Origin of the sequence: Alistipes sp. HGB5 (assembly GCF_000183485.2) — a bacterium.
GTDB classification, from domain to species: domain Bacteria; phylum Bacteroidota; class Bacteroidia; order Bacteroidales; family Rikenellaceae; genus Alistipes; species Alistipes finegoldii.
The window spans coordinates 121,436-146,085 of the sequence record NZ_AENZ01000052.1 but is presented as its reverse complement, the minus strand read 5'-3'; the positions used below and the strand labels follow the sequence as shown (position 1 = coordinate 146,085).

Genomic DNA, 24,650 nt, shown 5'->3' with positions numbered 1-24,650 from the left:
ATTTTAAGACAACCTTCCCCCGGCAGGATGTTCCTGCCGGGAGAGGGAGTGTCGATATTCGGTTATTCGTACGACAATTCGACTTTAACGAGCTGCGTATTCTTATTCGAAGAATTGATACGGTACGAAACTCCGGCGGCAGGATTCGTAAGATTAAAGGTATATTCGGTATTCTTGTCGCCGACAGCCTGTTCCGGAGATACAATGTTATCCGAAGTATCCTTAATAGTTACCTTTGCCGAAGCACTGATGCCGTTGCTGGTCGTAATCTTGATGGTCTTCAGAGTCGATCCGGGAACGGCGGGAGTCGCCAAATAACCATTGGTGCCGTTAATCATAAGGTATCCCGCATTCTGTTTCGCATTGAGCAATCCCCAGACATAACCATCTATAGTAGCCGTAGCTTCGGTTGTAGGCGCTGTAGCCGGGAAACCGGAATCAGCAGTGGTCGGAGTGATCGTAATCGTGAGTTTTGTCCCTGAGCTGGCGCCATTCTGAGTCAAAGTAACCGTAACACTGTTGCCGCCATTGGCCGTAATTGTCAGAGTCTCTTTAAGCTCGGCATCACTCGTATTAACGGCTTTAGGAGAAATCTTTACGGTAGTCCCCTCGACAGACGCATTGAAGGAAGTCAGCGAAGACAACGTAAATCCATTGAAGTTAACACCTTCGATCGTCACGGTCTTTTCACTTGTGTCGTTTGCAGTCCATACTAATGAAGAGGGAGTTACCTCCGTAATGGTCGGAACGGTTACCTTGAATGCTTCCACATCGTTCAAATTACGCGGAGCGATCTGGCCCTTTCCGCCATACATGGTCACAATACCCGTAATATTGCCTGTAGCGGCTGCATACGGAATATCCTGAAATACCGTAGCACGCTTATTTACGTTGACAGTAAAGTTCGTACCGCCGGAGGTAAACGTGTGATTTCCATTGCTTGATGCCGTACACCAGACTCCTGCTTTAGCCGTACTGGCTTGCTGTACCGTGGCAGGCATCGAAACATACGATGCCAAATCTGCAGGAGCTACGTTGATCGGAGTAACAGTCGCCGTACCGGATTTCTCGACATGATAAGTCGTTACGCCTGTAATCTGCTTGACGCCGTTATACTCATCCATCATCGCGACGTTGGCCTGAAGTGTAATCTTCAATCTATCGCCAAGTGCATAATCCGCAACATTGAAGTCCGCCGACTTATTGTTGTAAATCACAATACCGTTGCCGCCCTCGGTCGCCCCCTCCGTCATCACGTAGAGTGTTCCGAACGAGAAGTTATTGCCGGTCGGGTCTCCGCAGACCACAGCCGTCAGTACTTTGTCCTGACTTTCCGAGATTACACTTCCTTTGGCAATCTGCAACAATTCAGGGATAGTGATCGCGGTCACGCTGCCACCGCCTGTGGTAATGAACGTCTTATGATCGCCGTAAAGAATATCGCCGGTGTTCGGAGTCGCGTAGGCGCGGAAAGCGTACTGTGTCTCCTTCGTCAGGCCGGTAACGTCTACGGTCCATGTCGCAGCCTTCGTTGCGGCCGGAACTTTCACGGAGCCTGTCCAATCGGGCGTATTTCCCGTGGCGAAGACCACATACTCCACGCCGACGGCCGAATAGTCGGCCAGATCGGCATTGGCGATCGAGCCGCCCAGCGTCACCGTCGTCTCGGCTACATTCGAAGCGTTGGCCGTCGTAACCGCAGGCGTAGCGGCACCGCCGCCCAAATCGATCTCTGTCCCACCCGTGCCAACGAAAATACGGACATCATCAACACGAGTTCCGGTCGCACCACTCGGATATTCAATTTTCAAAGAAAGACGTGAAACAGTATTTTTCAGCGTAATATCAGCCGATGCCCATTTCCAAGCCGGAGTTGCATCTACATTTTCCAGATTATACGCTATTTCAGTCCAATTTTCGGCATCTGACGAAAGATAGAGTTTAATGACATCCTTTTGGGGATCGAAAGCATCAGTATTACCATACAATCCAAAACGGATTGACAGATTCTTTTCAGTTGTAAGAACAAGATCCTGCACCGTAAAATATGCATTCTTACCTGCCTGCAACCACATCAAGCCTTTACCTGAAAAGCCCGCGCTTGTCGGAGAAGCCGTTGTTGCCGTCCAACGGTTCGAAGCGTAAGCTGTTTTATAGTCTGACGTACCGGAAACATAACCGAATCCGCTGCGAATCACATACGGACTTTCATTGATATAAGGCCACTTGTCGAGTTTCTGTTCCAAATCACCGAACGATTCATAGAATATGTCGTTCGACACCCCCTTCTGTGATACCGCTATCGTCTTGGTGCCAAAATCATTGCTGACGACTATCGAACCCAGATTTTTTATTTCCGAAGAAGCATTGGCCTCAGAAGCAGTTACGGTAATCGAAGTGTCGGAAGCCGTACCCGTAGTTTTGTCGATCGAGAAGCCTGAACCGGAAACAGTCGCTTTCCAGTCACCGGTAGACGTAACCGTAATTTTTGCCGTCGCTCCGGCTGCATCACCGAGAGAAATGGCCGTAGGATCGACAACAAGCGATCCGGTAGCTCCCCCATTGAACGAGACATCATCCAATCGATAGGTGTTGTTATGCCCTACATAACGGAAAGCTACATATACTTTATCAGAAGCGGCATAAGCCGAAAGATCGGCAGACTCGTCAAAGTACACGTTGATCTCATTTACCCCCTCTTTATACTCGATTGTCTTAACAACAGTCCATACACTGGGATCGGTAATCGTTTCGTTTGTTACCGTGGTAGAAGCTACGATCTCAATCTTGCTGTCGTCAGCTGCACTTGCCGTTGCATTGAAATACCATGCCAGTTTGAACGTCAACACTTTATTATCCGCAGCTTTCACATTAAACGGAGTCATTATAGCATAAGCCGTAACGGTCTTCTGCGTTGAGCTGTAAGGAGCACACTGAAGATAGAACGTGTCTCCAAATACACTGCCGAACCATCCCAATTTAGGATTGGCCGGATACCCAGCATCACTCGAAGTAAACGCCCAATTGGGAGAATCGTAAACAACACCACTAATAACATCGTTGAAACTGTCGCCAAACTGCGTCACAACAGTAGTCGGAAGCTCTACATCACCGACAGGCGGTGTCACGGAGCCATTATCCAAATCGACCTGCTGTCCACCGGCACTCGTCACCAAAGTAACATCGTCAATACGATAGTTGCCGTCAGGCTTCTTAGTGGATAAGAATTTAATATACAGATGTTCCGAGAATTCCTTCAACGTAAAGTTCAACGTTGCAAGATTCCAGTTTTTCTCAGCCACAAAGTTTTCGAAAGTATAGGGAATGGCATTGGTCCATTTTTCGCCGTCTTTACTGAATTGAACGGTCAGCTGATCGTAGATCTCAATATTGGGAGCATTGAAATAACTTGCGCCGAAAGTCAAAGTATATCCGGTTTGGCCCTGAGGAAGCGTAATATCCTGAACCGTAAAATAAGTGTTTCCGGTGCCAAACATCAAATTAGAACCACCGGAACCTTCATAGGCACTTCCGTTGCCGACACTGGAAAGATTACTGCGAATATCAACCCCTTCACCGGCATAAGTTACGGTCGAAGAGCCTTCACCGGTCTTATCCCAGCCATCGTATGAAGCAACCGGAGTTTTATCTCCCGTCGTTCCGAAAGTTTCTTTATAAACAAGTTTTTCGGGAACGACTTCACCCTGGTTAATGGTAACCATCTTGGTGAAATAGGCGCCGTAGGAGTTCTTGAGCTGGAAACTCAGCGTTGCCGTACGGCTCTCGTTGCTTGCGGGGATCGAGAATTCGACCTCGGTCGTACCGGCTTTTCCATCGGTCGCGGAAGGAGTCACCCAGTCTGCGCCCGATTCGAAAGCGAGCGTCCACGGACGATTGCTTTTCACCGTAACGGCAGACGCACCTTCGGCCACGCCCTCGGCGGAAAAGGTCAATGCTTCGGGAGCAACCTCAAGATAAGGCATCCCGTCGTCATCGTTATCATCCACACACGATGTAAACGCCGTCGCGGCGATCAGGAACATCGCACCGAACAATAACCTCAAAAGGTTTAACTTTTTCATAGAAGAGTTGTTTAAAATTGATTAAAAACTTTTATTTTATTTCTAAAAAAACTTACGATTCCTTACATAATGGCAATATTATGCCTCAAATCTAACATTATTTTCCGGACCGACAAAAGCCTAAACGCCTTTTTTATATTACGATTAGGTTAATTAGCGGACATCGGCGTCCAATGCGGACACAATCGGAGACAAAAGCCCCGGAATACGCACGTTTCTGCATATTCCGGGGCTAATAGTCTTTCGGGATCAACGGATGCGGTCGGCCGCGCGCACCATCAGTTCGTCGCGGAAAACCGCACGTGCGGCGAGGTATGCGAAAAGCAGGCAAACCAGCGGCAGCACGACGGCAGGTTTCAGCACCTGCGTATGGAACGTCTGTTCCGCAAACACCCGGTAGCTGAGAAAGTAGTACACGCCTTCCATAACGGCGGAGCCGACGAGCAGCACCATTTCAACCACGCAGAGCCGGAGCTGGAGCAGGCGGCGCTTGAACAGGAAAATCGTAATAAACGGCAGCACGCAGGCCAGCGCCAGCACGACGCCCATATAAACCGTCGGCTGCACGGCTTCGCCGGCAGCGGTTTTCAAAGAAAAGGCATACAGCCCGAACTCTCCGGCCTCGCCGGCGAACCACGCAAGCGGAGCGAAAAGCGTAACGGCCATAAGCGCCGTGACAATCAGCATGTAAAGCGTTTGGATTCGTTGTATCATAGGGTCATAAAGTTTTATCTATCAAATATTTGTTCCTGTCGGAGGAGCCGCGGTTGATAAGCTCGCCCAAAAATCCCGCCAAAAACAGCTGGACTCCGAGGATAATCGCCAGAATCGCCAAATAGAAAAGCGGCTGATCGGTAACCGCCCTCAGCGGCAGTTCGTGGACCTGCTTCCAGATTTTGGCGGCGATGATCCAGACCGTCGTGCCGCCGCCGATAAGGAACATCAGCGTCCCCAGACTGCCGAAGAAATACATCGGCGAGCGGCCGAAGTACGACATGAAGAGTACGGAAATCAGGTCGAGATAACCTTTCAGCATACGTTCGAGACCGAATTTCGAACGACCGTATTTGCGGGCGCGGTGCTCCACCGGCTTCTCGCCGATGCGGCGGAAACCGGCTTGCTTGGCCAGTATCGGAATGAAACGGTGCATCTCGCCGTAGACTTCGATCGCCTTGACGACCTTGCGGCGGTAGGCTTTCAAGCCGCAGTTGAAGTCGTGAAGCCCGATTCCCGACACGGTGCGGGCCGTCCAGTTGAAAAACTTGCTGGGCCAGCGTTTGCCGATCGGATCGTAGCGCTTCTTCTTCCAGCCCGAAACCAGATCGTATCCCTCTTCGAGGATCATCCTGCGCAATTCGGGAATCTCGTCGGGCGAATCCTGCAGGTCGGCGTCCATCGTGACGACGACCTCCCCTTCCGCAGCCGCAAAACCGCAGTACAAGGCCGCGGATTTGCCGTAGTTACGGGCGAACCCGATGCCCCGCACCGCCGGATACTGCTTTTTGAGGGATTCGACGACGCTCCACGAATCGTCGGACGAACCGTCGTCCACCAAGATAACTTCGTAGGTATAGCCGTGCTCCGCCGCCACGCGGTCGATCCATGCGACCAGTTCGGGCAGCGATTCCGCCTCGTTGTAGAGCGGCACTACAACCGATATGTCGAGTTTATTCATCTTCTGCTTTACTGTTCTTACTCACCGGCCTGCGTATCGAACGGCCGCGGAGCGCGCGAAAGCACACCTGCAATGATAAGGCCGAAAACAGCGCCGAAGAGCAGGCTTACCCAGATACCGCCCCAGACGGTCGCAAGCACCGAGGGGGCAGGCGCGGTCTGAATCTGCTCCAGCGACTGGGCCATCACCGACTCCATCGACGCCGGCACGCCGCCGCCCAACGCCATCATGTCGGTCAGCGCTTCGACCAGCCGGGAGGTGTAATTCGAATAACCCATGATCAGGTGCAGGTAGATATATTGCACGCCTCCGACGATGACGCCAGCAAAGGCCGACACCGCCAGCACGAAGAGATATCCCTGTCCGAAGGAGAATCCCTCCTCGGCCGAATAGAGTTTCGAACGGTTTCGCGTGAAGCGGTGCAGCAGGTAATAGTGCAGGACGACGACTCCGATCCATTCGACCGTCATCAGGGCATAGTACTTCATGCTGCCCGAAAGTGTCATCATCGTCTCCAAGACCATCGAAACGGCCAGTATGGCCCCGATAATCGCCCCGCATTTCGCGGCATCGTTCCAGAAATTTTGCTTTTCCATTATATCATTCAGAATTATCAGTTCCCAATCATTGCAGCTCGCCTTTGCCCTCGCGCAGGATTTCGGGTTCGTCGCCCGTGAGATCCACGACCGTCGTCGGCACATTGTCGCCGACGCCGCCGTCGATCACCAGCGCCACATCGCGGCCGTACCGCTCGTGGATCAGTTCGGGATCCGTGGTGTATTCGACCACTTCGTCGTCGTCCTTCACCGAGGTGGTGATCAGCGGACATCCCAGCGCCGCGACGATAACCCGCGGAACGGCGTTGCCGGGAATACGGATTCCGATCGTACGCCGTTTTTCGAGCGCCTTGTCGGGCATGCCCGACGATGCCGTCAATACAAACGTGAAAGGCCCCGGCAGGTTGCGCTTCAGGATGTGGAACGCCGCATTGTCCACCCGGCAGTACTCGGCCGCCTGAGCCAGATTTTCGAAAACCACCGTAAAGGCCTCGGCGTCCTTGCCCTTCATGCGGCGCAGCCGCTCGATGGCCTTGGGCGAACGCAGCGAGCAACCGAAAGCATAGACACTGTCGGTCGGATAGATGATGATTCCGCCGTCCTCCAACGCATCGACCACTTTCCGCAACTCCCTTTCGGAGGGGTTCTGTTCGTATATTTTCGTCAGCATGAATACAAATGTACGAAAAATTATTTAATCTTGCGCCGGTTCAGCTCCCTGCTGTACGCCTGAGCATTGGCATTGTGCTCGCGCAGGGTCTTCGCAAAATTGTGGTAGCCGTCGAACGTCTCCCGTGCGCAGAAGAAAATATAGTCGTGTTTTTCGTAATTCAGCACCGCGTCGATGGCATTGATGCCCGGCATGCAGATAGGCGACGGCGGCAGGCCCTTGTTCAGATAGGTGTTATACGGAGATTCATATTTCAGATGCTTGTACAGGATGCGGCGCAGGCCGAAATCCTGCATCGCGTATTTGATCGTCGGGTCGGCCTGCAGGGGCATTCCCTTTTTCAGCCGGTTGACGTATACGCCGGCGACGCGGGGCATCTCGTCGGTCTTGCGCGTCTCTTCATAGACGATCGACGCAAGGGTCATGACTTCGAACCGGCTCAGGCCGCTGCGTTTGCGCAGCGCGCCCCGCTCCGGCGTCCAGAAACGGTCGTATTCGCGTTTCATCCGCTCCACGAACTCTTCGGGCGTCACCGTCCAATAGAATTCATAGGTGTTGGGAATGAACATCGAAAAAAGGGTCAGGCTGTCGAAACCCGCTTTTCGGGCGACTTCGTCCGAAGTCAGCGCCCGCATGATCGCGGCGGAGTCGGCGTCGATCTGACCGGCGAGTTTCTGCGCCAGCTGGGCGGGAATCCGCACGTTGTTGATCGTCACCCGCACGGGGGTCTGCATGCCCAGTTTGAGCATCCGGGCCACCCGGATGACGCTCATGCCCCGTTCGAGGAGATAGTGTCCGGGCTTGAAGGTCTCGGCCAGATTGATGCGCCGGGCATAGACCCCGAACGCCCAATGGTGTTTCAACTCCGGCAGCAGGGAATCGACGAGCGCACGGTAATCGGCCCGGCTGCTGACAAAGAGTTCGCGTTCCGTCTTCACGGCATTGCCGTAGAACTGCTGACGAAGGACGAATCCCGCGATCAGCAGAACAGACAGGCCCGCAAAAAAGATATAGAGCAAAGTTTTTTTACGCATCTGGTCGAAAATTTTTGCAAAGATATAAAAAATTCCTACTTTTGTGCCGGGTGAGTCTTATACGACCAGCTCCTACAGAATCCCCCAGGCGAGGAATCGAGCAAGGGTATGTGGTTGTAGCGGTGCGATATAATCAGCTCACCCAACCATATATGGCGCTGTAAATTCCGGTTTGCAGCACCATATTTTTTTTGTGGATTCATAATCGGAGCGAACAAAAAAACGGAACCCGGCCGGGGTTCCGCATAGCGTCGGACGGCACTCCGCCCTATTTGGTGTATTCGATCAGCAATTGGTTGACCACACTCACGAAGACATAGCAGATCACAAAAACGACGATGCTCTTCCATCCTTTCATATTGGCCGAAACGAGGTAGGCGAAACAGCCCCAGACCATCGACCAGACCATCGAAACCGACAGGACGATCACGATCAGATTGTAGGCTGCCTGCTTCAAGACCTCGCAGGCGCTGCGGGGTTCGCAGACAATGCTCCCCAGCCACATGGCACAAAGACTCAGCACTCCCAGAATAACGATCGTCGGCAGCATCGCGAACAGGTTGGTGGCAAAGATATCCACGGCCCGGATGCGGGAGGGCGAGAGCACCAGCGCCATCACGTACAACAGCAGCGAGAGGGGCAGCCACAACAGCAAATTCGACGACAGAATCGTGATAATCTTGGAAACGTCGCCCTCGACGGGCCAACTCACCGCGGTCAGCAGGCAGATGGAAAAGAGCGTTCCCGCGAGGCCCCAACCGAGCGCTTTCCCTGTAGACAGGTATTCGAACGGGTTAAGAATCTTGTTCATCGCTTTCGAATTTATTTAGTTGAGAGATAATATCGTCCAGTCTGTTGCGCACGGTCGGATAACTCAATCCCAACTTATGGGCCATCTCCTTCAGCGAACCGCTGCTCTTCACGAAATCGAGTACGAACTGCTGGTCGGGTGCTGACAGCTGCATCATCACGGGAAGACTGTAATTGCCTTCGATATGTGTTTGGCATCCGTTGCAATGCATCGCGTGCACGCTCAAACGTTTACCGCAGGAGGGACATATTTTGGGGAGGTTCTTCAGTGTAGCCATAAATATTATTAAAGAAATATTGCGTTTAAATTAGCTTATTATTGACAAAATTAATATTATTTCCCCAAAACAACAAATTTACATCCATGAATACTCTTCACGGACAATTTATATGCGCCCAACCGGCATGGAGAGGAAATCTTTTTAAAAGTTCGCCTTCACGCCGACCGTAAAGTTAGCCCCGTATTCGGGGTAGAACGGATATTCGTACAGGCGGCGGTTGATCAGGTTGCGGCCCTCGGCGAAGAGCGTCACGCGGCCCGAAACTTTCCAGTCGAAATTGACGCGCAAATCGACGGCGAAGGGCGCTTCGAAAGTATCGTACTGCATCACAGGTTCACCGGGCGCAGTTTCCGTCCCCGTATTTTCGAAAACCGCACTCCACTTCCGGGCACTCTGCAAGTAGACTCCCGCGCCGAACGAAATCTTGCGGCCGTCGTAGTGCGCCGACAGACTGCCGTCGAAGGACGGCGCGCCGTTGTGCAATTTGGTTTCGTCGTCGTTGTAGATATATCCGTGTACGCCCAATTCCGTCCGGAAACTGCTCACCGGACGCCACGTCACTTCGCCGTTGAAGGAAAGTACGGTCTGACGGGCCAGTGCCGGGCGCATGGCTCCGGCGACGGCCGTTTTTTCCCCGTCGATCGCATAATTGTCGGAAACATACCAATAGGGATGGTTGTCCCGGACCGAAAATCCGGCATACACCCTGTAGTCGAACTTTCCGCGCCAGATACTGCCGCCGATACCGAAACGGCCGTTGTAATCGACCGAACTCTTGGTCTGCCAGAACGCTGCGGCGACGTAAGGATTCTGCCGGGTCAACGAGCGGAAGCCGTTGTCGTCCACACTGCCGTCCATCTCGAAAAAGGGACAAAGTCCGTCCGTTCCGAGGTTCAGGTTCAGCCGGACGAAAGGAATGATGTAATTCTCCGCGTCGACGGTCTTGACCTTGTCGTGGTAATAGTCGGCGCCCGCTTCGAGACGCACTACCCCGCCCTCGATACCGTAACGCAGGGCGGCATGGATCAGCTGCTGATTATAAAGGCCGATCGCTTTCTGTCCGGCCAGCCGCGTATAACCGAACTCCGCCGCAAGCTGGTGGCGGCCGAATCCGCGGGCGATCTTCGCATGGGTCTCCAGCGTGGTCTGACGCGCTTTGTCGTTGTAATCCGGCCACTCGGAGTGGTCGAAAAACAGCCCGCCGCGGATCGCGATTTCGAAATTCACACGGCTCAGGTCCTGAAAATCATCGCCGAAACGCACCGCGATATTCGCATCGCCGTAATCGGCCATTGCGCCGGGGGTCATGTCCGACGTGACGTCCGACGCGACATACATCCCGTAACGGTGATACATACGGTTTTCATACGAGAGATCGCCCTCCAGAATGTGTTTGCCGAAATACTTGCCGGCCGCGGCGCCGATGCGGTTGAGCATCCGCGTCGAGTTGTTTCTGATGCCGAAGTCGTTTTTGATCTTCGCATAGCGGCCCTCGTGGTTCACGTACCCCACGACATAACCCGTACCGGGGTTCTGGCTCGAAGCGTAGAAATCCAGCACCGAATTGAGCGGATAGCCCGCCCCGGCCTTCAGGTAGAACGGCAGCGGACGGTTGAATTCCCAATAGGTCACCGTCGCCGGACGGATAGGCCGCGTGGCGAGTGTCGTCTGCAGCGACAGCGGCGTGATCGTATAGTCGATTTCGGGCCGCATCTTCACCGTGTCGGTCATATCGGGCACGACGGCCAGCTTCGCGGCGCTTTCGACGCTCGGAACATAGGCTTTGGTCACTTCGACCCGTTTTTCCACCTGCGCGCTCACGCTGCAGGGAAGCGCCGCCAGCAGCGCGGCGGCAAACAATATGCGTTTCATCATCAGTTCAGTTTTGCGATCCGTTCTTTCGCTTCGGCCACAATGCCGTCGTCGGCAGGCGAATAGCCGTCGGCAACGCTCTGGTAGGTCGCCCTAGCTTGGAAATTGTCGCCCTTGCGGACATAGACGTCGCCCAGCAGGATAAAGGCCTTGGCTAACCAGTACGCCTGCGGCTCACGCTCCGAATAGGCGAATATCGCCTTTTCGGCCTTGTCCATATCGCCGCCCGCGAAAACATCTTCGAGTACGTAATAGGCGGCCGCGGAGCCCTCCTTCGTGCGGACGTCGGACGCCAGTTCCTTATACAGTTTCACGGCATCGGCGCGGCGGTCCTGCCGACGCAGCAGCTCGGCCCATGCGAATTTCGACTCGCGCAGCGCGACGGTCCCGGCGTCGGGATGCGCCGCGACATCGGCGGCCATCGTTTCGATCTTCGCCGCATCGCCCCCGGCCAGCGTCGCACGCACATAGCCCTTCATGGCGTCCTCACGCCCGGCGACCGTCGTCGTAACGTCGTACAACTGGCGGTAAGCGGCGGCAGCTTCGTCGTAACGCTTGTCCTCGAAGGTCATATCCGAGAGTTTTTCGAGCACCGTGACCGTATATTGGTTCGTTCCCTGCCCGGCCAGCGTCGTCAGGGTTTCGATGGCGTCGTCGCGCTGATCGGAGCGGAGGTAGCAGTCGCTCAGGAAATAGAGCGCATCGTTCACGTAATAGCCCTTGGGATAGCTCTTGACGTAACTGCGCAGCGATTTGGCGGCGGCATCGGTCTGGCCCGCAAGGTAAAGTTTCTGCGCGGAGGCGAACGACAGCGAATCGCGCGACACGGCGGTCAGATCGCTCTCCAGCCCCGCCTTCTGCGCATAGTCGAAGTAGTCGTCCACCCGGCCTTCGGAGACGTAAATCTCGCGGATGCCTTCCATCGCGCCCTTGGCTTCGGACGACTGCGGGGCCGTCTCGACGACCATGTCGTAATAGCGGAGCGATTTCTCCTTGTCGCCCAGATTGAGGTATGCGAGGCCCAGATCGGAGAGGGCCTGCGCCCGGCGCGGCGACGAAGGATAGTCGGCGACGAATTTCTCCAGCTGCGCGGCGCCTTCGGCGTACTGTTCCTGCGCGATGTGGGAGCGTCCCAGTTCATAGGAGGCCTCGTCGGCATAATCGCCCTCCCCCGCGGCGATGATCTGCCGCAGCGCCTGCTGTTTCTGCTCCGTGCGGCCCAGAATGCCGAGCGTCACGGCGCGCTTGTACTGCGCATAATACTTTTCGGGACCGCCCAAGGCCGCAGCCCGGTCGTACTCGGCCACCGCCGCTTCGAACTCCCGGTCGGAGTAGCGGATGTCGCCCAGACGGTTGCAGGCGTCGGCGCGGTAACGGTCACGTGCGGGATAGACGGCGAGGAATTTCTCGAACGAGCCGCGCGCCTGCGCCATGTCCATACGCGAGAAGGCGCAGTAGCCGAGGTTGTACAGCGCCATGGCATACTCCTTTTCGCTGCGGGGCGCACGTTTCAGATAGGCGTTGTATTTGGCCGCCGCAACCGTATAGTCGCCCTGCGCAAAGGCGATTTCACCCTGCCAGAAGGAGTTGAGGGCCGAATATTTGGGGCTGACGTTGATCGCCGCAGACTCGGCCAGATAGCGCTGCGCCGCACGCATGTCGCCGGCATTGTAGGCTTCCAGTCCGCGGAAATAGGTGATTTTCTGCAACGCGGCGCGGATGTCGGCATCCTGCGTCGGGAAGGATTTGATGGCCCGGTAGGCCGCGTCGTAATCGTTGGAATTGTAGTAGGCGGCGATCAGCAGCGTACGGGCTTCGCCCACGCGCGGCGACGAGGGATACTGCTCCACATAGCGCGTCAGCACGTTGATCGCGCCGTTGAAGGCTCCGCCGCCCAGCTCATACTGCAGTTTGCCGTAATTGAACAGCGCATCCTCGGCGATCGTCGCGTCGAAGCGGTCGTCCGCGGCCATGGCGAAAGTGTGCATGGCGGCCCGCTTGTCGCCCGCCCGCAGGTAACAGTCGGCCAGATGGTACGAGGCATTCTGCGTCAGCGCATCCTCGGCGCCGCACGCCCTGCGCAGGTATTCCGCCGCTTCGGGATAGCGCGCCGTGCGGTAGAGCGAGAAGCCCATCAGGTAACTGCCGTCGCGGTCCAGCTCGCCGCCGGCCGCAGCAAAAGCGTCCAGATGTTCGATCGTCTTGTTGAAATCGCCCAGCCGGAACCACGACTCGGCAATGACGCGCTCCAACTCCTTGCGCCGTTCGGGAACGGCCCGCTGCACCAGTTTGCCGCCGTTCTCGACGACATAGCGGTAGTTGCCCTCGTGAAATTCGATCTGCAGCAGGTAGTACGGCACCACGTCGCGGTAGGCGTCGCTGCGCTGCAAAGCCGTGAAGCCCTGCTTGGCACGGCCGTAACGGCCTTCGGCATAGTCGATATAGGATTTGTAATAAAGCGCGTGGTCGGCATATTCGCTCTGCGGGCCGATGCGGTCGAAATAGCCGAACGCCTTGTCGTAATCGCCGTCGGTGAATTCGACATAGCCCATGCGAACGTCGTACTGCTCCTTGCGCGCCCGGCCGAGAGCTTTGTAATCGGTCTTTTCGAAAGCTTCGCGGGCGCGTTTCATATCGCCCTCGGCGCAATAGTAGGAGCCCAGCGAGAACCGCACGTCGTTGGCATAGACCGATCCGGGGTAACGCGCTTCGAATCGGCGGAGCGCGGCCTCGGCGTCACGGCTGCCCAGCTCGACGGCGCAGGCCGCCAGATAGAAGTCGACCGTCTGCGCCGCCTCGCGGTCGGCGGGAGAAAGCGTCTCCCGCGCCTGCAGGAACTCATGCCGGGCGTCGGTCCAGCGACCGAAGTCGAACAGCGACCTGCCGCGGTCGATAAAGGCAGCAGATTCGGGGGTTCCGGCCTGCGCTCCGGACGCGCACAACGCACACACGGCAAAGGCCAGCAATAAATTCAGATTTTTCCGCATACGAGACTTAGATTCTTACAAAGGGCAAATATACGAAAATTTACCTTTTTCTCACATAGGGAAACGAAATATATGCCGTTGCCGGATTCTCCGCAAACCGCCGCTTTTGCATCTGTCGAAAATTATCCCTACCTTGCGTCGTCACTGATTCGCTAAACCTCCACTCGATGAAATCGCGTCTTTTTCATCACAAGGACCCGCGCGCAGCCTCCCGCACCGGCGCCCAGTCCGAGACAGACACGCTGAGCATGCTGTCCGTCGGCGCCGTCACGCTCACTCCGGAAGGGGAAATTACGGAAATCAACGCACGGGCATGCGACGAACTCCGCATCCGCGGGGGGGGGATTTTGCACATCCGCTGAACATCTCCGACATCCTCTCGGTCTGTCACGACCGGCAGGACCTTCTGCCCGGCATTTTCGCCCGGCTCAGGGAACGGCACCGCTACGGAGACCTGCCGCCATGGAGCTATATCCGGCTTCGGGACTCCAACCTGAAATTCTACATCGAAGGCCGTTTCGTCGGCCGTTACGACCGGCGGCGGCAGCTGCGCCGGATCGTCTTTCTGTTCCGCAACACCGAGGAGGAGATCACCCGCAAATTCATCCTCGGCATGGCCCTGTCGCAGACGAAAATATTCCCGTGGTTTTTCGACCTCGGACACAACAGAATGGTCATCGACGAGCGCTGGTTCGCCCACTTGGGTCTTCCGGCGGGCGACGGCACGATCGGCACCGAAGATTTCTTCAGGCTCGTGCATCCCGAAGACCGCGGCAGGCTGGCCGACGCCTTCGCAAAACAACTCGCAGGAGAGATGAATCCCGACACGTTCACGTACCGGCTCCGGCGCGGTGACGGTACGTGGGAGTGGTTCGAGGAGCAGTCCGTATACCTCGGACAGACCGGCGACGGATCGCCCTGCCGCATCGTGGGGATATGCCAGAGCATCCACGACCACAAGATCTCCGAAGACGGACTGCGCGCAGCCCGCGACAAGGCGAGGGAGAGCGACCGTCTGAAAAGCGCGTTTCTGGCCAACATGAGCCACGAGATACGCACGCCCCTCAACGCCATCATCGGCTTCGCCAATCTGCTCACCAGCGAAGACATCCCGTTCAGCGAGGCGGAGAAGCAGGAGTACAGCCGGCTCATAACGAGCAACGGAGACCAGCTGCTGCGCCTGATTTCGGACATCCTCGACCTTTCGAAGATCGAATCGAACACCATGGAATTCCATTTCGGGGAGCACTCGCTGCACGCCCTGCTGACGGATATTTATCAGGCCCAGCGGCTCTGCATGCCGGAAGGCGTCCGTTTGCGGCTCGACATGCCGCAGGCAGACACACCGATAGTCACCGACGCATCGCGGCTCAAGCAGGTCGTCAACAACCTCATCAACAACGCCGCGAAATTCACGGACGACGGCAGCATCACCTTCGGCTTCCGCTCCCCGCAGGGGTGCGAACAGGTCGAACTGTTCGTCCACGACACCGGAAAGGGCATCGCACAGGAGCATCTGGACCGGATTTTCGAACGGTTCTACAAGGCCGACTCGTTCGTCAAAGGCGTCGGGCTCGGACTGTCGATCTGCCGCACGATCACCGAATATCTGGGCGGCGCCATTTCGGTCGAGTCCGAATCCGGCAAAGGCACCCGGTTCACGATTCAGCACCCGCTGAGCAGGCCCGAAGCGGCTCCGCGGCGGGAGCCTGCGGGGACGGCCGGAATGCGGCAGTAAGGTACGATTCTTGCCCGAAGAGCGTTGTTCAATAAAAATTCAGCCATATGATTGAAAAAGTAACGTTGCAGCTGACCGGGGATTCGAAACTCGTGCCCGAAAACGGTCCCGACTGCGGGGAGATGAATCCCAAGACCCTGCTGCTCTATGCCGCAGCCAAATGTTCGGGAATGACGGCCCTGATGATTATGGAGAAGGAGCGCCTGCGTCCCAAGCGCTTCGAGATAAGCGTATCGGGCGAACTTTCGACCGAAGAGGTCCGGTCCGAAAGCGTATTCAAGTCGTTCCACGTCGTCTACAACATCGAATGCGACACCGAGGACGATCAGGCCAAGGTGAGCCGGGCGGCGACGCTGACGCACGAAAAATACTGCGGCATCATGCGCATGTTCCGCATGATCGCCCCGGTATCTCACGAAATCGCGGTGGTCAGCACCGAACCGGCGAAAGCCTGACACCGCAAACCGGCGAAAAAATCGGAGGGTCCGACGGACCCTCCGATTTTTTATTTCCGGGCTACTGCTGCGCCGTAATCCGCCGGTAATCAGACACCGCCACGGCATAATTGTAATGCGCCTTGATGGCGTTGGTATAGAGCTGAATCCAGCTCAGCTGGGCCTGCAGCACGTCGAGAATCGTCGCCAGCCCCTCGCCGTAGGAATAGGTGCTGATGTCGAGGTTCTCGCCGGCGATGCGCAGGCTCTGCTCCATGGCTTCGACCTGCGCACGGCTGTTCTCCAGCGCCGTCCAGCCGTTCATCTCTTCGCGCACGATATCGTCATAGAGTTGCGCGGCGTCCCATTCGCTCTGCCGCTGTACGGCACGGGCGACGCCCGTCGCGCGGCGGCGTTCGCCCCAGTGGAATATCGGCAGCGAGAGTTTCACGAACGCCGAGCCGTCCACCGTCGTAGCGCCCGTGCGGTTGGGATAATAGGGCTGCCACGATCCCCCGATGCCGACGCTCAGCTGCGGATTGAAGGCCGCACGGGCCGCGCGGATGCCGGCTTCGGCCCGGTCGCTGCGCAGCTGCGCGGCGGCATAGTCGGGTCTGAATGCCGCCGCTTCGGCGGCGGGCACCCGCACGGGCTGCGGAAGCGAATCGCGGATGCCCTGCGCCAGCGTTACGCCGAGTGCAGGATCGGCGCCCCGCAGGATGTTGAAATTATGCAGCGCCACGGTGTAATTCCGCTCGGCGGAGATCAGTTCGTACTGCGCTTCGCTCAGGCGCGTGTCGATCATCAGCACGTCGCCCTTGGCGATATACCCCTCGGCAAACCGGCGGTCCACCACCTCCTTGAGCGAACGGATGATGCTGACATACTGCCGCATCGAAGCGGCATAGAGCGCCATGGCCGAAAGGTTCCAGTAGGTATACTCGGCCGTATAGCGGACGTCGAGCCGGGTGAACTCCTCGTCGCAGAGGGCGATGTCGTATCCCAGTTCGGCCTGCCGGTAAGCCGCACGCACGGCTCCGCCGCCGTAGACGACCTGCACCAGCTGGGGCAGCACGCTGAAGTTCCAACGTTCGACGCCGTCGTAATGATGGACGGTGGCCGTGAAGTTCCCGTCGAGCGACAGCCGCGGCAGGTAGCCCGTCCGCGCCTGCCCCACGGTTTCTGCGGCGGCATCGCTCCCGGCAGCGGCGACTTTCAGCCGGCGGCTGTACTCGATCACGTCGCGGCGGTAATCGTCGAGCGTGGTCTGAGCGTGCGTCGGCGGCAGGCAAAAAAACAGAATGACTGACAGCAGAAACGGTTTCATGATTCACGGATATTATAGAAAATGGCGTAGACGACCGGCAGGACGCAGACGGTCAGCAGCGTGGCGACCAGCAGTCCGCCCATGATCGTCGCAGCCATTGCTCCGAACATCGAGTCGAACAGCAGGGGCAGCATGCCGAGGATCGTGGTCCCCGAAGCCATCGCAACGGGCACGATACGGCTGCGCGTGGCGGAGACCAGCGCATCGTAAGGCCCTCTGCCCCCGGCCCGCAGGACGCCGATCTGCTCGACCAGCACCACGGCGTTCTTGATATTCATTCCCACAAGCCCCAGCAGTCCCAGCAGCGAAAAGAAGTTGAACACCTTGCCCGTAACGGCCAGCCCCAGCACCACGCCGATAAAGATCAGGGGGATCATCAGCAAGATGATGACCGGTTCGCGGTAGTTGCGGAACAGCAGAAGCAGGACGATGAAGATCAGGATCATCGTCAGGGGCATGTACTCGGCCAGCGCCGAATTGGACTCCTGCTGGCTCTCCTGCTCGCCGAAGACCTTCATCGAATAGCCTTCGGGCAGCGGCACGGCGCGGGTCACCGAATCGCGCAGGGCCGCGAACAGCTCCATCGTATTGACCCCGCGCGCCGGATCGCACTGCGCCTTCATCACCCGCTGGCGGTTGTAACGCTTCACCACCCCACCGCGGTATTCGAAGCGGAAACCGTCGGTCGCCTGCTCGATGGAGTAGACTTTGCCCGCAGGCGTGAAGATCGGCAGCGCCTGCAGGTTGGTCAGGTTGTAGGCGTCGATATTCTCGTCCTTGAGCAGGATCGGCATGAACTGGTCGCCCTCGCGGTACTCGCCGAGCCGGTAGCCCTGCGTGGCGATGGTAATGCCCTGTGCCATCTGACTGCGGGTGACGCCGATGCGCTGGCCCTTCATCTGCGAGTAGAGCGGCAGCCACGTCGGAACGCGGTTGCCCCAGCTGTTGCGGATATTCGCCGTGCCGGGCGTACGCCACATGATATCCTCGGCCGCCTGCGTCAGCCGGCGGAGCGTGTCGATATCGTCGCCGATGAACCCGAATTCGATCGCGGCGTCGGGCACGGGCGAGAGCTTGAAAAGCGACGAGCGCAGCCACACGTCGGGACAGTTCGCCACAACGTAGGCGTTGAAACGGTTTTCGACCTCCTCGGTCTGTTTCCGGTCGTGCAGTTCGATCAGGATATTGCCGAAATTGGGACGCAGCGAAATGCTGCTGCTGGCCAGATAATAGCGCGGCGGCGTGGAGCCCATCGTCACCGATACGGTCTTCACTTCGGGCTGCGCATGGAGCCACTCCTCCATCAGACGCAGGTTGCGCTCCGTATCGCGGATGTTATACCCTTCGGGCAGCAGTACGTCGGCCCGGAAATAGGGCTTGTCCAGCGACGGGAAGAAATTCTGCGGCATGAGACCCATTACCGCCAGCGAAAGGGCGAAGAGCGCGACGACGCCCGCAACGACGCCCCACCGCCAGCGCAGCAGCCCGGCCAGCAGCTGGTCGAATTTCCGGTAGAACTTCGTATCGTAGGGATCGTGCGCCGCAGGTTTGACGCGGAGCATGAAATCGCCGAAAAGCGGCGTCTGCGTAAGGGCCAGCCCCCAGCTCAGCAGCAGCGAAAGCCCCAGCACGACGAACAGCGGCTTGACGATCTCGGCAACGGACGAAGGGGCCAGATAAAGCGGCAGGAACGAGAAAATGGCGATCAGCGTCGCTCCCAGCAGGCTCCAGCGCGGAGCATTGGCTCCGTCGATGACGGCCTGCCGCCGCGCGACGCCCCGCAGCATGGCCTGCTGCGCATTGTCGGTCACCACGATGGCATTGTCCACCAGCATGCCCATCGCGATGATGAACCCCGCCAGCGAGGTGCGGTTGAGACCTTCGCCCAGAAACTGCATCAGCAGAAGCGTACCGCCGATGGAGAACAGCAGCGAACTGCCGATCAGCACCCCGGCGCGGAATCCCATGACGAGCATGATGATAAGGATGACGATCGCCACCGATTCGGCGAGGTTCAGGATAAAGGTGGAATTCGCCTCGCGGGCAATGCGGTCTTCGGGATAAAGCACCGTGAGGTCCATGCCCACGGGCATCTGGCGCGTAAGGCCGCCGAGCACCCGGCCGATCTTCTCCCCGGCCTTCACCACGTCCACGTCGGCCTCGGTCGAGATGCCGATGCCCACCGCCCTGCGGCCGTTCACGCGCATCAGCGTCTGCGGCGGATCGGCGTATCCCCGCTCCACGCGGGCGATGTCGCCCAGCCGGTACTGCTTGCCCGAAGAGGAGATGAGCAGCTGGTTGGAGATGTCGCCGAGGTCCTTATAGGCCCCGTCCTCCAAAATCTGTATTTCGAGCGCCCCGGCCTGCTTCTCGCCGCTGTTGACGATCGTGTTCTGCTGGCCGATGGTCCTCACGATCGATTCGGGGCGGATCGAGAAGTTGGCGAGCGCCGCAAGGCTGACATAGACGTTCACCACAGGCGTCTGCTCGCCGAAGAGCGTCACCTTCTGCACGCCGTCCACGGTCACCAGCGCCGTCTTGATCCGCTGCGCCCATTCGCGCAGTTCGGACCATGTGAATCCGCCGTCGACCGAAAGGCCGTAATAGATGCCGTACACGTCGCCGAAATCGTCGGCCACGGTAACGGGCGAAGCCCCGGCCGGCAGCCGGGACTGGATGTTGAGCACCTTGCGCCGCAGCTCGTCCCACAACTGCGGAATCTCCGCGGCACCGGTCGCAGGATCGAGTTCGACCATGATCTTCGAAAGTCCGTAATAGGACTCGGAGGTGATTTTATGCACCAGCCGCATCGACTGCACCTCGCGTTCGATCGGCTCGGAAATGAGCTGTTCGACCTCCAGCGGCGTGGCTCCGGGATAGGTGCAGACCAGCGACGCACTTTTGATGACGAACGTCGAATCCTCCTTTTTGCCCAGCGTGACGAAGCCGAGGGCGCCGCCAGCAAGCAGGACGAAAAGGAAAAACCAGACGACTTTTTTATTTTTCAGCGAATATTCGGGCAGACTCATGACCGTATCACTTTAGGATTCGCACCCGCTCGCCCTGCCGCAGCTGATAAACGCCCGCCGTGACGACGCGCTCGCCCGGCTCCACGCCGCTGTCCACCACGACGCGGTCGCGGCCGTACAGCTCGCCCAGCGTCACCTCACGGCGCACGACATGGCCGTCGCCGGTCACGATCCAGACGTAGGTGCCGCCTTCGGCCGGAGCGAAGATCGCCGACACGGGCAGCGACACGGCGTCGGGAACCGGATCGGCGCTCTGCATGGTAATCGTACACGACATGCCCGGAGAGACGGGATAACGCCCCGGATCGGCATTGGTCAGGCGAAGCGATACGGGAAATCCCGACGCATCGGACGAAGTCTTGGCGTAATCTTTCAGCACGGCCGGAAACTTCACGCCCCGGTAGTTGTCGAATTCCACCTCGAAGCGCGTGGATTGGGAGGCCAGCAGCGGCAGAGCGCTTTCGGGCAGGGTGAACTGCACCTGCGTCGTCACGGGATTCACGACGCGCACGATGGTCTGTCCGGCCTGCACCCGTTCGTAATTATCGACGTATTTGCGTTCGACGACGCTGGCGAAAGGCGCCCGGAGCTTGGTCTCCTTGAGCATATCGAGGGAGTTGTCATAAGCAGAGCGGGCCTGCGCATAGCGGGTTCGGGAAGCTTCGAATTCCTGCTGCGAGACGGCTTCGTGCTCCAACAGCCGCTGCATGCGCTGCAGCTGCGAGCGGGCCTCTTCGTATGCGGAGCGGTCGGCGGAGACCTGCAGCTGGATGTCGCGGGGGTCGAGCTCGGCCAGCAGCGCCCCCTTCTTCACGTTCTCGCCCTGCGACACCGGAACGTCCAGCACCTGTCCGGAAAGCTTGAACGCCAGATTCACGGCGTCGTCGGGCGTAGCCATGCCCGCGAAATCCTTGTCGATGACCCCGGCGCCCGACGCCGTGACGACCTTCACCGGGCGGACCGTCTCAGGCGCCGGCTGACGGCGGCCGCAGCCGCACAGCGCGAGAAGAAGGAATAAAGTTTGGAAAGTTCGCATAATAAGAAAGTTGACTCCGTTTCCGGGGTCAACTTTCATACCACTCGCCGCAAAAAAGTCCCTATGGACGAATATCGCGACAATTCTTTTTAGCGCGGATCACGCCCTCTTCGAGCAGCACCATGCCGTTGTTGGCGCGAAGCATGGTCTTCATGGTCGAAGCGTCTATGTTATAGCACCGTACTTCGCCCGATCCGAAATCGTGGCGGGTGACGCCGTACAGCGGCTGGGGCGTGAGGCAGACGGCACGTGCGCCTTCGGTCTCTGCACGCTGTATGAGTCTGGCAAACCGTTTGGCGCAGGCGCGCGGCAGGCGGTCGAACGAGGTGACGCAAAGCATATACACGCGTCCGGGAGCGGTCAGTATCTCCTCCGTGGCGTCCCCCTCGGCATCGCGCAGGGCGAATTCGCTCATAAGCGGGCGTATGGCGGGCATCTCCTCGGTAGTCCGGGTATCGACCCACTCCCACTTCCCGGCGTCCTGCCATGCGGTGTCTTCGAGCGAAAATTCGTGCAGTTTGCCCGTTTCGAGATTGCGGTAAACGAGCACGGTCTCCGTCTCGCCGGGTTCGACGGCCGGAGCGTGCATGCCCTCCCAGATATTGACCCCGACCTTGTAGGGCAGGAAGTCGATCAGCGGCAGATGGCGGTAACAGTAGTACCCCAGATACATCGAAAGGAAGAAGAAGGTGACCGTCAGCACGATTTCCAGCGCGTTGAAGGCGAAAATCTTGTCGGGACGGTAGCGCCACCAGACCACGAAGGCCATGGGCAGCAGGGCCAGATTCTTGAAGAAAGTCTGCCACGGCGTCAGTTTCAGCGCCTCGCCGAAACAGCCGCAGTCCTCGACGGGAATCAGCGTGGCACTCAGCAATGTCAGCGCTGTGAAGAACAGCATCGACAGCACGGCGAAGATCGAAATCAGGCGGATGCGAACCTTGAACAGCAGCATGCACCCCATCATCAGCTCGGCGCCGCACAACCAGATCGAAAAAGCCATGCTCGCAGGCTGCAGCGACTCGACGCCGTAGATCGAGAGGTACTCGTTGACCTTCATCGCCGTGCCCCACGGGTCGATAACCTTCGTGAAACCCGAAAGGATGAACGTGCAGGCGAGGATCAGCCGGCAAACGTTGGCTATCAGTTTGAATACCCGTGTTTTACACATCTGCTCCAAGTATTGGGATTAGTTCCGCACGGATTTTGGCGAAGATGCCTTCGGGCGACTCCATCGCGCCCGAAGCGTCGCTGCAATCGACGACCCGCAGCGACGGGTCCTTGGCCGCCGAAGCGAGATAGACGCTGCGCACGTCCTGCTGTAGCTGCAACGACGCTTCGTGGATATCCTGTCCGCCCTGCAGATAGTCGCGGTCGTCGCCTTCGCGCACTTCGGAGAGCTTGCGCTCGGTGAAGGCGAACGGTACGTCGAGGAACAGCGAGAGGTCGGGACGGGGAAGCGCGTTATGGCCGAATTCGAGGTTCACGATCCAGTCGGCCAGCCGATCGCGCTCCTCGCCGGCGGGAAGTTTGGCGCACTGGAAACCCACGTTCGAGTAGACGTAACGGTCCAGCACCACCGCTTTTCCTTCGGCGAGCCACTGCCGTATCTGCGGCGCGGCGTCGGCGCGGTCGCCCGCAAAAATCAGCGCCACGAGGTAGGGATCGACCTCCTGCACGCCGCCGAATTCGCCGCGCAGGAACCGGGCGATCAGCTGGCCGTATACGGGCGAATCGAAGCGCGGGAAATGCACATACTCGCTCTCGACGCCCCTGTCGGTAAACAGCTGGCGCAGCATGCGTATCTGGGTCGATTTGCCCGCTCCGTCCAATCCTTCGAGTACAATGAACATAAGTTGCCTGTTTTATTTCCGTTTGTGGTAGTTATGGTAGTTTCCTCTTCTCAGCGCAGCATCCGCACGGCCCGTTCGACCCCGTCGGCCAGCGCATCGGCTTCGGCCTGCGTGTTGTAAAGCGCGAACGAAGCGCGGCACATGCCCGTCGTCGCGTAATGGTCCATCACCGGCTCGGCGCAGTGCTGTCCGGTACGGACGGCGATGCCGAGCTTGTCGAGAATCATCCCCATATCGTAAGGATGCACGCCCTCGACGTTGAACGACACGATGGCGCATTTGCCGGGCGCCGTGCCGTAAATCCGCAGGCCGTCGATCGCCGCGAGACGTTCGGTCGCACGGCGCAGCAGCGCCTGCTCGTGCCGCTCGACCTCTTCGGGATCGAAGCGCTGGACGAATTTCACTGCTTCGCCGAGCGCGATGGCGCCCGAAAAATTGGCCGTTCCCGCCTCGAACTTGAGCGGAACGGGCGCATAGGTCGTCTTTGCGAACGTCACCGTATCGACCATGTCCCCGCCGCCCAGAAACGGCGGCATCGCCTCCAGCAGCGCGCGTTTGCCGTACAGCACGCCGATACCCGTCGGAGCGAAGAGCTTATGTCCCGAAAATGCGTAGAAATCGCAATCCAGCTCCTGCATGTCCGCGCCCCCGTGCACGACGCCCTGACATCCGTCCACGACGGCGATCGCCCCCACGGCATGCGCCGCGTCGATAATCCCGCGCAGTTCGGGCCGCGTGCCGAGCGTATTCGACGCCTGCGTCACGGCGACGGCGCGCGTCCGCCCGTCGAGCAGCGACGGCAGCAGTTCGGTGCGCAGACGCCCTTCGTCGTCGAAGGGCAGCACCCGGATCTCGGCCCCTTTGCGTTCGCACAGCATCTGCCACGGAACGATATTGGAGTGGTGTTCCATTTCGCTGACGACGATGTTGTCGCCCGCACGGACGAATTTCTCGCCCCACCCATAGGCCACCGTATTGAGCGAAGCCGTCGCGCCGGCCGTGAAAATCACCTCTTCCTTCTCCGCCGCCCCGATAAAGGCGCGGATCCGCTCGCGCGACGCTTCGTAGAGCGTCGTGGCCTCCTCCGAAAGGTAATGCACCCCGCGGTGGATATTGGCGTTGAGCTCCCGGTTGAGGTAATCGATCGTCTCGATCACCGCCAGCGGCTTCTGGGCCGTGGCCCCGTTGTCGAGGTAGACCAGCGGCTTGCCGTAAACCTCGCGTCCGAGAATCGGGAACTCCCCGCGTATTTTTTCAACGTCGAACAT

At 58.1% G+C, this 24,650-nt stretch carries 19 protein-coding genes; 3 read left to right on the top strand and 16 right to left on the bottom strand.

Annotation, left to right across the window (positions count from 1 at the left end; all coding sequences use genetic code 11):
• Positions 1 to 62: 62 nt before the first annotated feature.
• From HMPREF9720_RS09260 to HMPREF9720_RS09215, 10 genes are all read right to left on the bottom strand, one after another.
• Positions 63 to 4,082 carry a DUF5689 domain-containing protein gene (locus HMPREF9720_RS09260; protein ID WP_009597938.1) on the bottom strand — a complete coding sequence of 1,340 codons (4,020 nt, stop codon included), beginning with the start codon at positions 4,080 to 4,082 and terminating at the stop codon, positions 63 to 65.
• A 249-nt stretch (positions 4,083 to 4,331) separates the two neighbouring features.
• Positions 4,332 to 4,796 (bottom strand): DUF4293 domain-containing protein, encoded by a 465-nt coding sequence (locus HMPREF9720_RS09255; RefSeq protein WP_009597980.1) that lies wholly within the window; start codon positions 4,794 to 4,796, stop codon positions 4,332 to 4,334.
• A 4-nt stretch (positions 4,797 to 4,800) separates the two neighbouring features.
• On the bottom strand, positions 4,801 to 5,757 hold the full coding sequence (locus tag HMPREF9720_RS09250; protein ID WP_009597983.1) for a glycosyltransferase family 2 protein: 957 nt from the start codon (positions 5,755 to 5,757) through the stop codon (positions 4,801 to 4,803).
• A gap of 17 nt (positions 5,758 to 5,774) precedes the next feature.
• Positions 5,775 to 6,353: a DUF4199 domain-containing protein gene (locus tag HMPREF9720_RS09245; protein ID WP_009598061.1), complete on the bottom strand. Its 579-nt coding sequence runs from the start codon at positions 6,351 to 6,353 to the stop codon at positions 5,775 to 5,777.
• A 28-nt stretch (positions 6,354 to 6,381) separates the two neighbouring features.
• Positions 6,382 to 6,984, bottom strand: a complete 603-nt coding sequence (locus HMPREF9720_RS09240) for an L-threonylcarbamoyladenylate synthase (protein ID WP_009598012.1) — start codon at positions 6,982 to 6,984, stop codon at positions 6,382 to 6,384.
• 20 nt (positions 6,985 to 7,004) lie between these two features.
• Positions 7,005 to 8,018: an endolytic transglycosylase MltG gene (gene mltG / locus HMPREF9720_RS09235; RefSeq protein WP_009597933.1), complete on the bottom strand. Its 1,014-nt coding sequence runs from the start codon at positions 8,016 to 8,018 to the stop codon at positions 7,005 to 7,007.
• 268 nt (positions 8,019 to 8,286) lie between these two features.
• Entirely contained in the window at positions 8,287 to 8,829 is a 543-nt protein-coding gene (locus tag HMPREF9720_RS09230) for a hypothetical protein (protein ID WP_009597917.1), read from the bottom strand.
• Positions 8,813 to 9,106 (bottom strand): DUF2089 family protein, encoded by a 294-nt coding sequence (locus HMPREF9720_RS09225; RefSeq protein ID WP_009597946.1) that lies wholly within the window; start codon positions 9,104 to 9,106, stop codon positions 8,813 to 8,815. The genes HMPREF9720_RS09230 and HMPREF9720_RS09225 overlap by 17 nt, the downstream gene beginning before the upstream one ends.
• Positions 9,107 to 9,250: 144 nt before the next feature.
• The gene (locus HMPREF9720_RS09220; RefSeq protein ID WP_039940356.1) at positions 9,251 to 10,981 is read right to left on the bottom strand and encodes a hypothetical protein; all 1,731 of its coding nucleotides are present in this window, start codon (positions 10,979 to 10,981) and stop codon (positions 9,251 to 9,253) included.
• A gap of 2 nt (positions 10,982 to 10,983) precedes the next feature.
• Positions 10,984 to 13,968 (bottom strand): tetratricopeptide repeat protein, encoded by a 2,985-nt coding sequence (locus HMPREF9720_RS09215; RefSeq protein WP_009597995.1) that lies wholly within the window; start codon positions 13,966 to 13,968, stop codon positions 10,984 to 10,986.
• 167 nt (positions 13,969 to 14,135) lie between these two features.
• Here HMPREF9720_RS09215 and HMPREF9720_RS15665 point away from each other — a divergent pair, with 167 nt between their 5' ends.
• The 3 genes from HMPREF9720_RS15665 to HMPREF9720_RS09200 are packed head-to-tail and all read left to right on the top strand — an operon-like array spanning position 14,136 to position 16,161.
• Positions 14,136 to 14,330: a hypothetical protein gene (locus HMPREF9720_RS15665; protein ID WP_039940310.1), complete on the top strand. Its 195-nt coding sequence runs from the start codon at positions 14,136 to 14,138 to the stop codon at positions 14,328 to 14,330.
• Complete coding sequence (locus HMPREF9720_RS09205; protein WP_009598034.1) at positions 14,282 to 15,706, top strand: PAS domain-containing sensor histidine kinase; 1,425 nt, start codon at positions 14,282 to 14,284, stop codon at positions 15,704 to 15,706. The genes HMPREF9720_RS15665 and HMPREF9720_RS09205 overlap by 49 nt, the downstream gene beginning before the upstream one ends.
• A gap of 47 nt (positions 15,707 to 15,753) precedes the next feature.
• The gene (locus HMPREF9720_RS09200) at positions 15,754 to 16,161 is read left to right on the top strand and encodes an OsmC family protein (RefSeq protein WP_009597994.1); all 408 of its coding nucleotides are present in this window, start codon (positions 15,754 to 15,756) and stop codon (positions 16,159 to 16,161) included.
• Positions 16,162 to 16,222: 61 nt separating this feature from the next.
• On the opposite strand, the gene HMPREF9720_RS09195 is transcribed toward HMPREF9720_RS09200, so the two are convergent.
• The 6 genes from HMPREF9720_RS09195 to HMPREF9720_RS09170 form a co-directional block, all read right to left on the bottom strand.
• Entirely contained in the window at positions 16,223 to 17,467 is a 1,245-nt protein-coding gene (locus tag HMPREF9720_RS09195; protein WP_009597904.1) for a TolC family protein, read from the bottom strand.
• Positions 17,464 to 20,496 (bottom strand): efflux RND transporter permease subunit, encoded by a 3,033-nt coding sequence (locus HMPREF9720_RS09190; RefSeq protein WP_009597996.1) that lies wholly within the window; start codon positions 20,494 to 20,496, stop codon positions 17,464 to 17,466. The genes HMPREF9720_RS09195 and HMPREF9720_RS09190 overlap by 4 nt, the downstream gene beginning before the upstream one ends.
• A gap of 7 nt (positions 20,497 to 20,503) precedes the next feature.
• Complete coding sequence (locus tag HMPREF9720_RS09185; protein ID WP_009598083.1) at positions 20,504 to 21,532, bottom strand: efflux RND transporter periplasmic adaptor subunit; 1,029 nt, start codon at positions 21,530 to 21,532, stop codon at positions 20,504 to 20,506.
• 61 nt (positions 21,533 to 21,593) lie between these two features.
• Positions 21,594 to 22,700, bottom strand: a complete 1,107-nt coding sequence (locus tag HMPREF9720_RS09180; RefSeq protein WP_009597955.1) for a BT_3928 family protein — start codon at positions 22,698 to 22,700, stop codon at positions 21,594 to 21,596.
• Entirely contained in the window at positions 22,693 to 23,382 is a 690-nt protein-coding gene (locus HMPREF9720_RS09175) for a dTMP kinase (RefSeq protein ID WP_009598032.1), read from the bottom strand. Before HMPREF9720_RS09175 ends, HMPREF9720_RS09180 begins: the two co-directional genes overlap by 8 nt.
• A gap of 50 nt (positions 23,383 to 23,432) precedes the next feature.
• Positions 23,433 to 24,650, bottom strand: coding sequence for an aminotransferase class V-fold PLP-dependent enzyme (locus HMPREF9720_RS09170; RefSeq protein WP_009598088.1), 1,218 nt, complete (start codon positions 24,648 to 24,650; stop codon positions 23,433 to 23,435).

Bases quoted from the DNA above. Each gene is read 5' to 3' on its own strand.
- HMPREF9720_RS09250 (WP_009597983.1), bottom strand. From the start codon at position 5,757: ATGAATAAACTCGACATATCGGTTGTAGTGCCGCTCTACAACGAGGCG.
- HMPREF9720_RS09185 (WP_009598083.1), bottom strand. From the start codon at position 21,532: ATGCGAACTTTCCAAACTTTATTCCTTCTTCTCGCGCTGTGCGGCTGC.
- HMPREF9720_RS09215 (WP_009597995.1), bottom strand. From the start codon at position 13,968: ATGCGGAAAAATCTGAATTTATTGCTGGCCTTTGCCGTGTGTGCGTTG.
- HMPREF9720_RS09240 (WP_009598012.1), bottom strand. From the start codon at position 6,984: ATGCTGACGAAAATATACGAACAGAACCCCTCCGAAAGGGAGTTGCGG.
- HMPREF9720_RS09205 (WP_009598034.1), top strand. From the start codon at position 14,282: ATGCGACGAACTCCGCATCCGCGGGGGGGGGATTTTGCACATCCGCTG.
- HMPREF9720_RS09260 (WP_009597938.1), bottom strand. From the start codon at position 4,082: ATGAAAAAGTTAAACCTTTTGAGGTTATTGTTCGGTGCGATGTTCCTG.
- HMPREF9720_RS09175 (WP_009598032.1), bottom strand. From the start codon at position 23,382: ATGTTCATTGTACTCGAAGGATTGGACGGAGCGGGCAAATCGACCCAG.
- HMPREF9720_RS09200 (WP_009597994.1), top strand. From the start codon at position 15,754: ATGATTGAAAAAGTAACGTTGCAGCTGACCGGGGATTCGAAACTCGTG.
- HMPREF9720_RS09220 (WP_039940356.1), bottom strand. From the start codon at position 10,981: ATGAAACGCATATTGTTTGCCGCCGCGCTGCTGGCGGCGCTTCCCTGC.
- HMPREF9720_RS09225 (WP_009597946.1), bottom strand. From the start codon at position 9,106: ATGGCTACACTGAAGAACCTCCCCAAAATATGTCCCTCCTGCGGTAAA.
- HMPREF9720_RS09170 (WP_009598088.1), bottom strand. From the start codon at position 24,650: ATGTTCGACGTTGAAAAAATACGCGGGGAGTTCCCGATTCTCGGACGC.
- mltG (WP_009597933.1), bottom strand. From the start codon at position 8,018: ATGCGTAAAAAAACTTTGCTCTATATCTTTTTTGCGGGCCTGTCTGTT.
- HMPREF9720_RS09195 (WP_009597904.1), bottom strand. From the start codon at position 17,467: ATGAAACCGTTTCTGCTGTCAGTCATTCTGTTTTTTTGCCTGCCGCCG.
- HMPREF9720_RS09180 (WP_009597955.1), bottom strand. From the start codon at position 22,700: ATGTGTAAAACACGGGTATTCAAACTGATAGCCAACGTTTGCCGGCTG.
- HMPREF9720_RS09230 (WP_009597917.1), bottom strand. From the start codon at position 8,829: ATGAACAAGATTCTTAACCCGTTCGAATACCTGTCTACAGGGAAAGCG.
- HMPREF9720_RS09245 (WP_009598061.1), bottom strand. From the start codon at position 6,353: ATGGAAAAGCAAAATTTCTGGAACGATGCCGCGAAATGCGGGGCGATT.
- HMPREF9720_RS09190 (WP_009597996.1), bottom strand. From the start codon at position 20,496: ATGAGTCTGCCCGAATATTCGCTGAAAAATAAAAAAGTCGTCTGGTTT.
- HMPREF9720_RS09255 (WP_009597980.1), bottom strand. From the start codon at position 4,796: ATGATACAACGAATCCAAACGCTTTACATGCTGATTGTCACGGCGCTT.
- HMPREF9720_RS15665 (WP_039940310.1), top strand. From the start codon at position 14,136: ATGAAATCGCGTCTTTTTCATCACAAGGACCCGCGCGCAGCCTCCCGC.